9 protein-coding genes are annotated in these 14,936 nt (G+C 68.3%); 5 read left to right on the top strand and 4 right to left on the bottom strand.

The features are described from left to right. Positions 1–8: 8 nt before the first annotated feature. The 4 genes from AUL34_RS01145 to uxaC form a co-directional block, all read right to left on the bottom strand. Positions 9–1,289: a TRAP transporter large permease gene (locus AUL34_RS01145; protein WP_061929900.1), complete on the bottom strand. Its 1,281-nt coding sequence runs from the start codon at positions 1,287–1,289 to the stop codon at positions 9–11. 5 nt (positions 1,290–1,294) lie between these two features. Beyond that, a complete protein-coding gene (locus AUL34_RS01140) occupies positions 1,295–1,885 on the bottom strand; it encodes a TRAP transporter small permease (protein ID WP_061929897.1) in 591 nt (196 codons plus the stop codon). 116 nt (positions 1,886–2,001) lie between these two features. After that, positions 2,002–2,976, bottom strand: a complete 975-nt coding sequence (locus AUL34_RS01135) for a TRAP transporter substrate-binding protein (protein ID WP_061929894.1) — start codon at positions 2,974–2,976, stop codon at positions 2,002–2,004. 47 nt (positions 2,977–3,023) lie between these two features. Next, positions 3,024–4,430 carry a glucuronate isomerase gene (gene uxaC, locus AUL34_RS01130; protein WP_061929891.1) on the bottom strand — a complete coding sequence of 469 codons (1,407 nt, stop codon included), beginning with the start codon at positions 4,428–4,430 and terminating at the stop codon, positions 3,024–3,026. A gap of 160 nt (positions 4,431–4,590) precedes the next feature. Here uxaC and AUL34_RS01125 point away from each other — a divergent pair, with 160 nt between their 5' ends. The 5 genes from AUL34_RS01125 to AUL34_RS01105 all read left to right on the top strand — a co-directional run bounded on the left by AUL34_RS01125 (position 4,591) and on the right by AUL34_RS01105 (position 14,909). Further along, positions 4,591–5,613: a Gfo/Idh/MocA family protein gene (locus AUL34_RS01125; RefSeq protein WP_244492404.1), complete on the top strand. Its 1,023-nt coding sequence runs from the start codon at positions 4,591–4,593 to the stop codon at positions 5,611–5,613. Between the two features lie 123 nt (positions 5,614–5,736). Further along, complete coding sequence (locus AUL34_RS01120) at positions 5,737–6,978, top strand: glycosyltransferase (RefSeq protein WP_244492403.1); 1,242 nt, start codon at positions 5,737–5,739, stop codon at positions 6,976–6,978. Positions 6,979–7,129: 151 nt separating this feature from the next. Beyond that, entirely contained in the window at positions 7,130–9,400 is a 2,271-nt protein-coding gene (gene glf, locus AUL34_RS01115) for a UDP-galactopyranose mutase (protein ID WP_082653100.1), read from the top strand. A gap of 32 nt (positions 9,401–9,432) precedes the next feature. Continuing rightward, positions 9,433–12,660: a glycosyltransferase gene (locus AUL34_RS01110; protein ID WP_274532642.1), complete on the top strand. Its 3,228-nt coding sequence runs from the start codon at positions 9,433–9,435 to the stop codon at positions 12,658–12,660. After that, the gene (locus AUL34_RS01105) at positions 12,660–14,909 is read left to right on the top strand and encodes a glycosyltransferase (protein WP_061929886.1); all 2,250 of its coding nucleotides are present in this window, start codon (positions 12,660–12,662) and stop codon (positions 14,907–14,909) included. The genes AUL34_RS01110 and AUL34_RS01105 overlap by 1 nt, the downstream gene beginning before the upstream one ends. Positions 14,910–14,936 lie beyond the last annotated feature (27 nt).

The raw sequence follows: 14,936 nt of genomic DNA, 5'->3' as shown, positions 1-14,936 counted from the left end.
CAAACCCCTTATCGGAACGCGGCCGGCAGCCACAGCGACAAAGCGGGAATGTATGTCACGAGAAGCAGGACCACGACGCCCGCTCCGTAGAACGGCCAGACGGAGCGCATCGCCTCCCATACCGTGATCTTGCCGACGGCGCAGGCCACGAACTGCACACCGCCGACAGGCGGCGTGTTGAGGCCGATCCCGTAGTTCAGGATCATGATGACCCCGAAATGCACGGGATCGACGCCGTAGGCGGTGGCGATCGGCAGGAAGATCGGCGTCGTGATGATGATCGTCGGTCCCATGTCCATGAAGGTGCCGAGGAGCAGCATCAGGACGTTGAGAAGGAGGAGGATCATGATCGGGTTGTCGGACAGGCCCTGCATCCAGTCCACGAGCGTGGCCGGCACGCGCAGGAACGCCATCAGCCACGAGAAGGCAGCAGCGGTTCCGATGATCAGGAGCACCATGGCCGTGGTGCGCACCGCGCCCATCGTGGCATGCACGAAGTCGGCCCAGGTAAGCTGGCGGTAGATGAAGATCGTCACGAGAAGCGCGTAGAGCACCGCGATGCAGGAACTCTCGGTCGCCGTGAAGATGCCCGAGCGCACGCCGCCGAAGATGATGGCGATGAGGAGAAGGCCGGGGATCGCCGTCGCCAGCAGATGGCCGATGACGAGGAAGCCCTGGAACGGCTCGGTCGGATAGCCGCGCTTTCGCGCCACAATGTAGGCCGTCACCATCAGCGACAGGGCCAGAAGAAGGCCGGGAATGATGCCGGCGGTGAAGAGGTCGGCGATCGAGATGCGCCCGCCCGCCGAGATCGAATAGATGATCATGTTATGGGACGGCGGCAGCAGGAGCGCGATCAGCGCGGCCATCGACGTGACGTTCACCGCGTAATCGGCGCCGTAGCCGCGCGCCTTCATCTGCGGGATCATGATGCCGCCGACCGCCGCCGCCTCGGCCACAGCGGAGCCGGAAATGCCGCCGAAGAGCGTCGAGGTGAGGATGTTCACCTGGCCAAGGCCGCCGCGCACGTGGCCGATGACCGAGGCCGCGAAGGCGACGATGCGGCCCGCGATGCCGCCGCGCACCATCAGATCGCCGGCATAGATGAAGAAGGGGATCGCGAGCATCGAGAAGACGCTCATCCCCGAGTTCAGCCGCTGGAACACGACGAGCGGCGGTAGGCCCATGTAGGCGACGGTCGCAAGGCTCGAAATGCCGAGGCAGAAGGCGATCGGCGTGCCGATCAGCATCAGGGCCGTGAAGCTGCCGAAGAGAATCCAGAGCTCCATGGCGATCAGCCTTTCCGCGCGAGGTCGGCCGCGTCCTTGCGGACGTCGGAGATGTTTTCGAGTTCGACCGCGATTTCGGCCGGGGCCACTTCGTCGAGGGCGGCGTCGATCGGCGCGCCGCTCGCACGCAGGATGATCCGCTCCAGCGCGAAGAGGGACACGAGCACCCCGCCTCCGACGATCGGGTAGTAGTCCCAGGCACCGGAGATGCCGAGGGCGGGCAACGTAGTGTTCGCGGTCAGCGACACGAGGCCGATGCCGTACCAGACCATGCCGATCCCGAAGACGAGAATGGCGATGTCGGAGATCATCCGGAGCCATTTCTTGCCGCCCGGCGGCACGACGTAGAGAAGGACGTCGAAGCCGAGATGGTTGTTCTCGCGCACGCCCACCGCCGCGCCGAGGAAGATGAACCAGCTCATCAACATCACGGCGCCGGGTTCGGTCCAGCTCGGCGAATCGTTGAGGACGTAGCGGCAGAAGACCTGCCACCCGACCATCACCGTCATCAGGATGAGCCCGATCCCCGCGAGGTACAGCGCGGCGAGATTGAAGCGGGACAGGATCGGGACGCCAAGCGTCGGCTGTGCGGACATCGGACCATCCGTTGCGGGGCAGGGGCCATGCGCCGCGCTCCGGCGCGTCGCCCGGACCGTCGAGAGGCATGGCGGGGGAGCGGTCCCGGCGCCGCGCGCCGGGACCCTCGACGCGCTTACTGCGTCGCGCGCACGTCCTCTACGAGCTTGCGCAGGACGTCGTCCTTCACGTGCTTGTCGTAGACCGGCTTCATCGCATCGATGAAGCCCTGCTTCTCGACCTCGTTGATCTCGGCGCCGGCCTCCTCGACCTTCTTCCGCGAGTTCTCGGTCATCGCCGTCCAGAGTTCGCGCTGGCGGCCGACGCTGTCCTTGGCGGCCGTACGGAACAGTTCCTGGTCCTCCGGCGTCAGCGCGTCGAAGGCCATCTTGTTCATCACGAAGACTTCGGGAAGGATCGTGTGCTGATCGAGCGAATAGTATTTCGCCACTTCGACGTGGCGGGCGGTGTCGTAGCTCGGGAAGTTGTTCTCCGCCCCGTCGATGACGCCGGTCTCGATCGAGGAGTACACCTCGCCGTAGGGCATGGGCGTCGCGTTCGCGCCGAGCGCCGAGGTCATGTCGACGAAGATGTCGGACTGGATGACGCGGAACTTCATGCCGGCGAGGTCCGCAACCGTTTTGATCGGCTTCTTCGAATTGTAGAACGAGCGCGAGCCGGCGTCGTAGAAGGCGAGGGCCACGAGGCCCGCGGGCTCGAAGGCCGCCTTGATCTGCTCGCCGATCGGCCCGTCCATGACCTTGTGCATGTGCTCCTCGTCTCGGAACACGTAGGGAAGGGCGGGGACGATGGTTTCCTTCACGGTGCCGTTGAAGGGCGCCATCGAGACGCGGTTCAGCTGGATCACGCCGGAGCGGACCTGCTCGATCGTGTCCTTTTCCTCGCCGAGCTGGGCGGAGTGGTAGACCTCCACCTCGTAGCGACCGCCGGTGCGCTCCTTCACGAGCTCGCCGAAATACTTGACGCCCTCGACGGTGGGATACCCATCGGGATGGGTGTCGGACGAGCGAAGCACGGTCTGCGCGCCGGCCGCGCCGACGCCCAGGAGCGATGCGAGCGCAACGCCCGCCAGAAGCCTCATCATGCGCATGCGGGTGTTCCTCCAAGGTTCCGGGCTTGTCGCCCTGTTCTGCGGATTCAAAGACGGTAGGCCTTCTTTGCGAGGCCGTAGGCCAGCTCGCTCGCGAGCTCGTACGCCTCGTCCTCGCGCAGGCGATGTTCGGTCACGAGGCGCGCGAGGAAGGTGCAGTCCACCCGCCGGGCGACGTCGTGGCGCGCCGGGATCGACGGAAAGGCGCGCGTGTCGTCGTTGAAGCCGACCGTGTTGTAGAAGCCCGCCGTCTCGGTCGTGCTCTCGCGGAAGCGGCGCATGCCCTCAGGGCTGTCGTGGAACCACCAGGCGGGGCCGAGCTTCAGCGCGGGGTAGACGCCCGCCAGCGGCGCGAGTTCGCGCGCGTAAACGGTCTCGTCGAGCGTGAAGAGGATGACCGAGGCGCGCGGGTCGGTTCCGACCGCGTCGAGGAGCGGCCGAAGGGCGCTGACGTAGTCGGTGCGGGTCGGGATATCGAAGCCCTTGTCGCGACCGAAGCGTGCGAACATCGCGGCCGAATGGTTGCGCATGGAGCCCGGATGGATCTGCATCACGAGGCCGTCCTCGGCGCTCATGCGTGCCATTTCGGTCAGCATCTGGGCGCGAAACAGGGCGCGATCTCCGGCCTCCGCCGCGCCCGTCCTCACCCTGTCGAACAGGCGTGCCGCCTCCGCCGGATCGAGGTTGGCGGTCTCGGCCGTCGGGTGACCGTGATCGGTGGCGGTTGCGCCGAGCGCCTTGAAGGCCTCGCGCCGCTGCCGATGCGCGTCGAGATAGCCGCTCCAGACGCCCGTATCGGCGCCGGTCATCTCGCCGAGACGGTCGAGATTGCGGGAGAACCCTTCGAAGTCCGGATCCACCACGGCGTCCGGCCGATAGGTCGGCAGGACCCGGCCGCTCCAGCCGCTCGCGGTGATCGCCTTGTGCGAGGACAGATCGTCCAGCGCGCCGTCGGTAGTGGCGATGACCTCGATGCCGAAGCGCTCGAACAGGGCGCGCGGACGGAAGGCATCGGTTGCGAGGCACTCGGCGATGGTGTCGTACTGCCGGTCCGCGGTCTCCGGCGAGAGCGGCTCGCTGAGCCCGAACAGCGTCTGGAACGTGTAGTCGAGCCAGGCACGCGTCGGCGTGCCGCGAAAGAGATAATACGACTTTGCAAAACGTCGCCAGATCTCGCGGCCGTCGGTCTCGACGGGCCCGCCATCCAGTGTCGGCACGCCGAAGTCTTCGAGCCGGTGCCCCTGACTGAAGAGCATTCGGAAAATGTAGTGATCGGGAACGATCAGAAGTTGCGCCGGATCGGGAAACGGCTGATCTTCCGCATACCAGCGCGGATCGGTGTGCCCATGCGGGCTGACGATCGGAAGATCGCGCACGCTGTCGTAGAGGTTGCGGGCGACGGAGCGAACGCCGGGTTCGGCCGGAAACAGATAGTTCGGGTCGACGAATGCCATGCGCTCCCAAGCCCCTCCCAAGGCAAGCGAACGGTAGCGCTGCTTACGAAATCATGTCAACATACAACTTGAAAATTCATAAGACGACTTTCGGGAGGGGCAGCGGCTGGCGATCGCAACGCTGAAGCCGCACAGGTCGTCGGTCGGCGGAGGCACGGGTTTGCGTATCGGGATCATCGGCCTCGGCATGGCCTCGGCGCCGCATGTCGCGGCGCTCCGCGTCCTGGGAAACCGGGTGGAGGTGGCGGCGGCGTTCAGTCCCTCGCCGGAGCGGCGGGCGGCATTCGAGCGGGCGCATGGCCTCCCCATGGCGACCAGCCTCGAGGCGATCCTCGATGATCCGTCGATCCCCGCGGTCCTGATCCTCACGCCGCCTTCCACGCATCTGGATCTCGTCCGTCGCGCCAGCGCCGCGGGCAAGCACATTCTCCTCGAAAAGCCGCTGGAGATCGACGGCGGACGATCGCGCGACCTCGTGGAGGCGGCGGAGCGGGCCGACGTGCGGCTTGGCGTCGTCCTCCAGAACCGCTTTCGCCCGTCGATCGAGGAGGCGGCCCGCCTGTTGATGGACGGGGCGCTCGGCGAGGTGGTGAGCGTCTCGGTGCGCCTCAGCAACTGGCGCCCGCAGGGCTACTACGACGAGGCCGGGCGCGGGACGCGTGCACGAGACGGCGGCGGCGTTCTCCTCACGCAAGGTATCCATACGCTCGACGCGATGATCGCGCTTGTCGGGCTGCCGGAGGAGGTGGCGGGCTTTGCCGCGACAAGTCGCGCCCACCGGATGGAAACCGAGGATGTCGCCCATGCCGCCATGCGGTTCGCGAGCGGCGCACTCGGCGCCGTCAGCGTGACCACCGCGGCCTTTCCGGGCTTTCCCGATGCGATCGACCTGTTCGGTACGTCCGGCTCCCTGCGCGTCGATTCGTCGGGCGTCGACGTCTTTCTCGCGGACGGTCGTCAATGGCGGACCGAGGACGGGACGACGGGCACCGGCACGGGTTCCGACCCGATGGCCTTCTCGAGCCAGAACCACGAGCGCCTGCTCGCAGACTTCCTGGACAGCATCGCCGAGGCGCGATCCCCACGCGTTTCCGGACGCGAGGCGTTGAAGGTCCATGCCCTCATCGACGCGATCCTGACATCGTCCGAAGCATCGGGTGCGCCGACGCGCGTGCGCGGCTGAGGTCGTCTCCCTCGGTGCTTGGTTCGCTAAGGAATGGAGGGGCTGTTCCCGGTCGGGCTGCCTCGACACTGGCCCGGCTTGTCCAATGTGATGTCGGCGACAGACGGTCGCGGAGGCATTCGGTTGGGGTTGGTCGAGCGCGCGGAACTGACGGAACGGCCCTCCATCGTGGTGGTGGGAGACCTCGTCGAAGGATGGCCGCCCCACGACGGCGACACGCGGATGCTGGATGAGGGCGCCGACGACTGGCCGGAGCGGCTCCGCGATGAGCCGTACGTGCCGCCTGGCCTCCACGGCGGCCATCGGGATGGCCTGCGCGTCGCCGGTGGCTATCTCGAGCGACTGCCGCTCGCCTGCGTCGCCGCCGGCCTAGCCGATCATGCCGAGATCTGGCACCACGCCCGCTCCCGCGACGTGCCTGCGCTTCGGCGCGACAGCCGCCATCTGGCGCGCCGGGTGTTCCGGCTGGATGCGGACGAGGCTCCCTTCCGGTCCCGGCACATGCTGCGCTTCATCGAAGCCGTCGGCGCGCCTCACATCCTCGTGGTCTTGGGGCTCGGAGTGAGCGAGGAGATCCTTGCCGCCTGCGGCGACAGCTTCAAGGTCTACAACTCGATCGACGCGCCGGCGCTGCGTGTGCCGCCTGCCGTCAGCCGGCATTTCAATCTCGTTCTCACCGGAGCGCAGTGGCAGTCCAGCGAGGTCGAGGCGCGTCATCCCGGCATGGCCACCGCGATCATGCCGATCGGTCCGGAATTCGCCGACGCGGAGACCTTTCGGCCGCTCGGCGGCGAGAAGCCCTACGACGTCGTCTATGTCGCGGCGGCGCAGCCCTACAAGCGGCACGACATCCTCTTCGATGCGTTAGCCCAGGCGCCGCGCCGCCTCAAGGCGCTCTGCGTCTTCGGCTATGGCGAGATGGGCGAGGTCCTGCGCTCGGATGCTGCCGAGCGGGGCCTCGACGTCGATTTCGTCGGTCCGCCGGGCGTCCCGTTCGCCGAGGTCAATCGCCTGATGAACCTTGCGAAGATCGGGGTCGTCTGCGGGGTGGACGACGGCGCGCCGGCGATCCTCACCGAATACATGCTGGCGGGGCTGCCGGTCCTCGCCAACGAGCGCCTCGCCTGCGGACTGCAGTTCATCACCGCCGAGACCGGACGAACCGCGCCCGCCGAGAATTTCGGGCAGGCGATCGCCGAGATGCTGGACACGCTGCCGGACTTTCGGCCGCGCCAAGTGGCGGCGGACCGCTGGACGTGGCCGCATACGATCAAGCGGTTCCAGTCGTTGCTACAACAATCCAGCCGCTTCCATCCGCCACATGCGGAACGAACGCGTGATCGGTTAGTTCGGACGCCACGATAGAGGGGTGACCATGACGCCGGAATTCTCGGAGACTTCCGGTGCGCCGGGGGCAAGGTTCGGCGACGCATTCAAGCCTGCGCATGGCGACGTTCCCATCATCTGCTTCTCCCACCTGCGCTGGGATTTCGTGACGCAGCGCCCGCAGCATCTCATGCGGCGCTTCGCGCGCGACCAGAAGGTCTTCTTCTTCGAAGAGCACATCCCCTGCGATCATCCGCTGCCGTATCTCGAATTCCACCCCTTCCCGGAGGATGGGGTGATCGCGCTGCGGCCCCGCCTGCCGCACTGGTGGAGCGTCGAGGAGCGTGAGGCGGGTCTCTCGCGGCTCCTGGCCATGCTGGTCGAGACCGCGACCACCACCGCGCCGGTGCTGTGGTTCTACACGCCGATGATGTTCGCCTTCGCGCAAACTCTGGACGCCGCGGCGGTCGTCTACGACTGCATGGACGAGCTGTCCGCCTTCCGCTTCGCCGATCCGCGCCTCGTCGAGCTCGAAACGAAACTGATGGCTCGGGCCGACGCCGTGTTCACCGGCGGTTGGAGCCTCTACGAGGCGAAGCGCCACCGGCACGCCAACATCCACCCCTTTCCCTCCGCCGTCGACGCCGAGCACTTCGGCCGCGCACGGAGCGAGAGCGTCGAAGCACCGGCCGATCAGGCGGGTCTCGCGCGCCCGATCCTCGGCTTCTACGGCGTGATCGACGAACGGCTGGATCTCGATCTCGTCCGCGACGTCGCGGCGGCAAGACCGCACTGGACGCTGGTGATGCTGGGTCCCGTCGCCAAGATCGACCCCGCCGATCTGCCGCGCCTGCCCAACATTCATTGGCTCGGGCCGAAGGGCTACGGCGAGCTTCCCGCCTATCTCTCGGGTTGGGACGTGGCCCTGATGCCCTTCGCCATCAACGAGGCGACGCGCTTCATCAGCCCGACCAAGACGCCGGAATATCTGGCGGGCGGTCGCCCCGTCGTTTCGACGCCGATCGCCGACGTCGGTCGGCACTACGGCGAACTCGAGGGCGTTCGGATCGCGTCCGACGCCGCCGGTTTCATTGCGGCCTGCGAGGTGGCACTGGCGCTCGGCCGCAGCGGCCCGTGGCTGGCGGAAGCCGACGCGGCACTCGCCGATATCTCGTGGGACGCGACGCAAAGGCGGATGTCCGCGATCCTGGCCGACGCCGTGGTGGCGGCTCGGGTGGCCAACACGCGTGCGGCCAACGACGAGGTTCCCCAGAGCCCCGTGGTGCACGTCGGGCGCAAGCGCGAGCGCTTCGACGCGCTGGTCGTCGGCGCCGGGTTCGCCGGCTCCGTTCTGGCCGAACGCCTCGCCGAAGGATCGGGGCAACGCGTCCTCGTGATCGACCGGCGCGACCATATCGGCGGCAACGCGTTCGATCACCACGACGCGGCCGGCGTGCTCGTGCACCGCTACGGTCCGCATATCTTCCACACCAACAGCCAGAAGGTCGTGGACTACCTCGGCCGCTTTACCGCCTGGCGCCCCTACGAGCACCGCGTGCTGGCGCGCGTCGGCGACCATCATCTGCCGATGCCGATCAACCGCACCACCCTCAACGGGCTGTACGGCCTCGATCTGCGCACCGACGAGGACGCCGCCGCGTTCCTGGCGGCACGAGCGGAGCCGCTGGCCGAGATCCGCACGGCGGAGGATGTCGTGGTCGCGGCGGTCGGGCGCGAGCTCTACGAGACGTTCTTTCGCGGCTACACCCGCAAGCAGTGGGGCCTCGACCCGTCCGAGCTCGATCGCTCCGTCACCGCCCGCGTGCCCACCCGTACCGATACCGACGACCGCTACTTCCTCGACCGCTTCCAGGCGATGCCGGCGGACGGCTACACGGCAATGTTCCGCCGCATGCTCGACCATCCCCGCATCACCGTGCGCACCGGGACGGACTACCGTTCGCTACGCGACCGCGTCGATGTCGCGCACACTGTCTTCACCGGTCCGGTGGACGAGTTCTTCGATCATCGCTTCGGTCGCCTGCCGTATCGCAGTCTCGCCTTCCGGCACGAGACGCACGATCGCGAAACGTTCCAGCCGGTGGCGGTGGTGAACTATCCCGCCGCCGACGTCGCCCACACGCGCATCACCGAATACAAGCACCTGACGGGCCAGCGGCACGAGAGCACCAGCATTTCCTACGAGTTTCCGTCGGACGAGGGCGATCCCTACTATCCCGTGCCGCGCGAGGAGAACCAGGCGCTCTACCGGCGTTACGAGGCGCTCGCCAACGCCACGCCTGACGTCAGCTTCGTCGGGCGGCTGGCGACCTATCGCTACTACAACATGGATCAGGTGGTGGGGCAGGCGCTGGCGACCTACGCCCGCCTGACGGCGCGGCGGACCGGCGCGGGCGGCGGCACGGCGGCTGCGAGCGCGACGACGGGGCCGGCGGTTTGAGCCGACCGGGTTTCGACCGGGGCCGTTCGCGATTGCTCCTGGCGACCGACAGCCTGGTCCCCTCGGGTGTCGGCGAACACATGCTGACCCTGGCGCGTCACCTCGATAGCCGCATGGACGTGGCGGTGGCCGCCGACCCTCGGAGCGGACTCACCGAGCGCGCGCTGCGCCAAGGGCTGGCCGCGATCCGTTTCGATGCGGCGAGCCCGGCATCAATGCGCGAAGCCCTCCAACGTTGGCGCCCCGACATCCTCCATGTCCATGCCGGGATCGGATGGGAGGGGCAGGCGCTCGCCACTATGGGGCGCGAGGCGGGCGTCCCGGTCGTGCTGCGCACGGAACACCTGCCCTTCGTGCTGACCGACGCAGCGCAGATCGAGACCTATCTGGCTTCGACACGCACCCTCGACGCCCTGATCTGCGTGTCGGAAGCCGCCGCCGAAAGCGTCGTCGCGGCGGGCGTCGATCGAGCGCTGGTTCATGCGATCCGCAACGGCATCGACCCCCGTGCGCCTGAACGCTCGCGACAGGAGACGCGCCGTGCGCTCGATCTTCCCGCGGATGCGTTCGCGCTGCTCGTCGTCGCGCGCCTGACCGAACAGAAGGGGCATACCGTTCTCCTCGATTCGCTGGTGCAGCTGCGTGGCGGGGTCCCGAACCTCGTCTGCCTCGTCGTCGGCGACGGCCCGCTTCGACACGCACTGGAAACGCGAAGCGTGGCGGCCGGTCTCGGAGACACGGTGCGCTTCCTCGGCAACCGCGACGACGTCGCCGACCTGATGGCGGCCTGCGACCTCCTGGTGCTTCCCTCGCTCTTCGAGGGCCTGCCGCTGGCGGTGCTGGAGGCCATGGCCGCTGGGCTTCCGGTGGTGGCGACCCGCATCGGCGGCACGACGGAAGCGGTGGAAGCGGGGCGCACCGGATGGCTTGCAGAGCCCGGCGATGCAGCCTCGCTGGCCGAGACCCTGTGCGATGCGATCGGCGACGGCGAAGGTCGCCATCACAGGGCGCAGGCCGGCCGTCAGCGCTTCGTGTCGCAATTCCAAGCCGCTGCCATGGCGAACGCCACCACCGAACTCTACTGTCGGCTCGCGGCCTCCTCGAACGAAGCAAGTGAGGACCAACGCATGAAGACCATCCGGATCGGCTTCGTGGGCGCCGGCGGCATCGCCCAGCGGCATCTCGGGATCCTCGAGCATTTCGCCGATGTGGAGATCGTCGGCTTCGCCGATACCGATCTCGGACGGGCCGAGGAGTGCGCCCAGCGTTTCGGGGCGCGCGCCTTCCCCGACGCGGTCGCCATGATGGACGCCTGCAAGCCCGACGCCGTCTACATCTGCGTGCCGCCCTTCGCTCACGGCGCGCCGGAGCGTGCGGCGATCGAACGTGGGCTGCCCTTCTTCGTCGAGAAGCCGGTCTCGCTCGACCTCGCCACCGCGGAGGCGATCGCCGCCGAGGTCGCCGCGAAGGGCCTCGTCACCGCGGTCGGCTACCACTGGCGCTATCTCGACACCGTCGACGAGGCCCGCGCACTCCTCGCCGAGAACCCGCCGCAGCTCCTGTCCGGCTACTGGCTGGATTCGACGCCGCCGCCGCAATGGTGGTGGCACGAGGATCGTTCGGGTGGCCAGATGGTCGAGCAGTCGACGCATCTTCTCGATCTCGCGCGCTTCCTCGTCGGCGAAGTGACCGAGGTCTATGGCCGGGCGGCGCACAAGGACCGGGCGGACTTCCCCGGTCTCGACGTGCCGACCACCTCGACCGCCAGCCTGACGTTCGCGAGCGGCGTCGTCGCCAACATCGCCTCAACCTGTCTCCTCGGCTGGAATCACCGGGTCGCGCTGCACGTCTTCGCCGACAAGCTGGCGATCGAGCTTACCGATCGGGACATCATGGTGGATGTCGGGCGGGGACGCCCCGTGCGGGGCGCCGACGGCGATCCCGTCTGGCGCGAGGATCGCGACTTCATCGACGCCGTGGCCGGCGAGGAAAACCGCATCCGCTGCCCCTACGCCGACGCCGTGGCGACCCACCGTCTGGCGCTCGCCGTGGTGGAATCGGCTCGCACCGGCGAGGTCGTGCACCTGCGGCCCGACACCACCCCGCGCGTTGCTCCCGCGCCGCTCCGGTTTCCGCCCCGTCCGGAGCCCGGCGCGCTGCCGCCGGGCCATCGTCATGTCCGCTCGCTCGGGATCGAGCGACCGGGCGAAGCCTACCATTTCCAGTACGAGGAAGGACCGCCGGGCGAGGGCCAGGTCCGCCTCGACACGCTCTTCACCGGCTTCTCCGCTGGCACGGAACTCACCTTCTTCAAGAACACCAACCCCTACCTCCATTCGCGCTGGGACGGCGAGCGCGGCGTCTTCGTGCCGGGCGAGGCGGGCCAGCACTATCCCGTGCCCTTCCTCGGCTACATGGAGGTGGCGCGCGTCGCCGAGTCGCGCGCGCCGGGGTTCCGGGCCGGCGAGGTCGTCGCGTCGACCTATGCGCACAAGAGCGGCCACACGGCCGATCCGTTCCACGACCTTCTCGTCAAGTTGCCCGCCGGCATCGATCCGATGCTCGGCATCTACGTCGCGCAGATGGGGCCAATCGCCGCCAACGGCCTCCTTCATGCCGATGCCGAACTCGCCGGGACGCATGTCGAGAGCCTCGGGCAGGGCGTTGCCGGACGCCCGGTGCTGGTGATCGGCGGCGGCGTGGTCGGCCTCCTGGTCGCGCTCTTCGCCGCCCGTGCAGGCGCTTCCGAGATCGTCGTCGCCGATCCCGCGCCCTTCCGGCGCCAGCGGATAGAAGCCCTTGGCTTTACCGCGATGGAAGAGGACGAGGCCTGGGCCTACGCCAAGGCGAACTGGCACCACGGCGGCGGGGACCGGGGCGCGGACTTCGTGTTCCAGACTCGCGCGGATGCCCGCAGCCTCCACGCGGCCCTGCGGGCGCTGCGCCCGCAGGGCACGGTGATAGACCTCGCCTTCTACCAGGGCGGCGCCGATGCCGTGCGGCTCGGCGAGGAGTTCCACCACAACGGCCTGGCGATCCGCTGCGCGCAGATCAATCGCGTGCCGCGTGGTCTCGGCTTCGCATGGAGCCGTCGCCGACTGGCAGCCGAGACGGTCGGGCTGCTCGCCGCGCGCGGGGCCGACATCGCCGAGCACATGATCACCCACGTCGTCGACTTCGAGGACGCGCCCCGCTTCCTCTGCCATCTCGTGGACGAGCGGCCGGACTTCCTGCAGGTCGTGTTCAAGGTCGGCGGGTGATGGCGGAGCGGCTCGGAGGCGGGGACGATCCCGTCCGCATCCTCTTCGTCTTCGCCTGGCTGGTGGTCGGCGGAGAGGAGACCGAGGTGCGGCTTCTCGCGCGCCATCTCGATCCCCGCCGCTACCGGATCGACGTCGTTGCCTGCTTCCGCAAGGAGGGGATGCCAGAGCAGACGCACGAGCAGCTCGAGGCGGCTGGCATCCCTGTCGACCGTACGCCCTACGCGCTCTCCTTCGAGGATACGATCAGCTACCTCGCCGGCAAGCTCGCCGGCTACGACGTCGTCGTGTCCTGCCAGAACGTCGCCGACATCTATCCGGCGCTCGAGCGGTTGCATCTGCGCCCGCCCCTGATCGAGCATGGCGGGCTGGTCTCCGAAGCGCTCGGCGGCCCGAAGCACCTCACCCACCGCTATGTCGGGGTGTGCCGCTCGATCCGGGATGCCGCTGCCTCGCGCATGCCGGGCCGCGAGCACCATGCGGTCGAGATCCCGTCCACCGTGGATCTCGACGCCTTCGACCCGGCTGCGCGAGGGCCGACGCGCCTCGCCCTTGGCCTGCCGCCGGAGGCACCCGTGATCGGCTGGGTCGGGCGGCTCGACCCGAAGAAGCGCGTCGAGGACTTCCTCGACGCCGCCGCCATCGTGTCGCGCATGCGTCCCGACGCGCGCTTCCTCGTGATCGGCGGGCCCGACGCCTTTCTGCCGGACTATGCGCGGGCGCTGCACGACCGCGCCCGGACGCTCGGACTCGGAAAGGTCCTGCGCTTTCTCGGCGACCGAGCCGATATCCCGGAGCTTCTCGCCGCGCTCGACGTCTTCGTCTGGCTGTCGCGCGGGGAGGGGATGCCGCACGTCGTCGCCGAGGCCGGCGCCGCGCGCCTGCCGGTGATCGCGACCCCCGACAACGGCACGCTGGAGCAGATCGAAGACGGCGTCAGCGGCCTCTTCGTGCCGCACGCAAACCCCGTGGCGGTCGCAGAGGCGATGCTTGCGCTGATCGGCGATCCCGCACGCCGCGCAAGCCTCGGTGCCGCGCTCCGGGCCAAGGTCGAGCGCGACTACGCGGTGCCCGTCGCGGTCGGGCAGTGGCAGGCGCTGATCGAGGAGGTGCTGGCGGAGAGCCGGCCGCCCGTACCCGTGCCCGGCCTCTTCCGGTCGTTCTTCCAGGGCGGCTTCGAATCCTCCAGCCATCGGCGCGCTCATGACCGGCGGCGCATCGACATGATCGCGGCGAGCTACCACGACCGCTTCGCGCGCGAGGACTACGCCGCGCTTGCCGGCCACGGCATCCTCACCGTACGCGACGGACTGCGCTGGCATCTGATCGAGCCCGAACCTCATCGCTACGACTGGTCGAGCTTTCGCGCGCAACTCGATGCGGCAAAGGCGACGGGGACACAGGTCGTCTGGGACATTCTCCACTATGGCTGGCCGGACGATCTCGACATCTGGCGCCCGGAGTTCGTCGAGCGCTTCACCCGGTTCGCCGCCGAAGCCGCACGGGTCATCGGGGGGGAGACGGAGGGGGCACCCTTCTATGCGCCCGTCAACGAGATCTCCTTCTTCGCCTGGGGCGGCGGGGATGCCGGCTATCTCAACCCCTTTGCCCACGGCCGTGCGCACGAGCTGAAGGTGCAGCTGTCGCGCGCCGCGATCTCGGCGATGGAGGCGATCCTGCGGGTCGATCCGCACGCCCGCTTCGTCCACGCCGATCCCGTGATCAACGTCATCACCGATCCGTCCCGACCACACGAGGCAGCCCATGCCGAGGGGCATCGTCAGGCGCAGTTCCAGGCCTGGGACATGCTGGCCGGCCGGGCATGGCCGCAGATCGGCGGGCGCGAGGCGCTGCTCGATATCGTCGGGGTGAACTACTACTTCAACAATCAGTGGATCCACGGCGGCCCGCCGATCGACCTCGGCCACCCGCTCTACAAGCCCTTCCGCGATATCCTGACCGAGACCTATGCTAGGTACGGCCGCCCGATCTTCATTGCGGAAACAGGCATCGAGGGCGATCGGCGGGCGCAATGGCTGCGTTATGTCGGCGCGGAGACGCGTGCCGCCATGCGGCGCGGCGTTCCCGTCGAAGGCCTGTGCCTCTATCCGGTGCTCGACCATCCCGGCTGGGACGACGAGCGTTATTGCCCGAACGGGCTCCTGCGCTTCAGCTCCTCGGCGAGCGAGCGGATCGCCGATCCCGCGCTCGCCGAGGAGCTGAAGCGTCAGCGCGGCATGAGGCCGTGAGGTCGGTCCGGCGCACGCGGATGACAT

The organism is Aureimonas sp. AU22, assembly GCF_001463745.1.
Lineage (GTDB): Bacteria > Pseudomonadota > Alphaproteobacteria > Rhizobiales > Rhizobiaceae > Aureimonas.
Note: the sequence above shows the minus strand (reverse complement) of the source record. Positions and strands in the feature narration are given on the sequence as shown.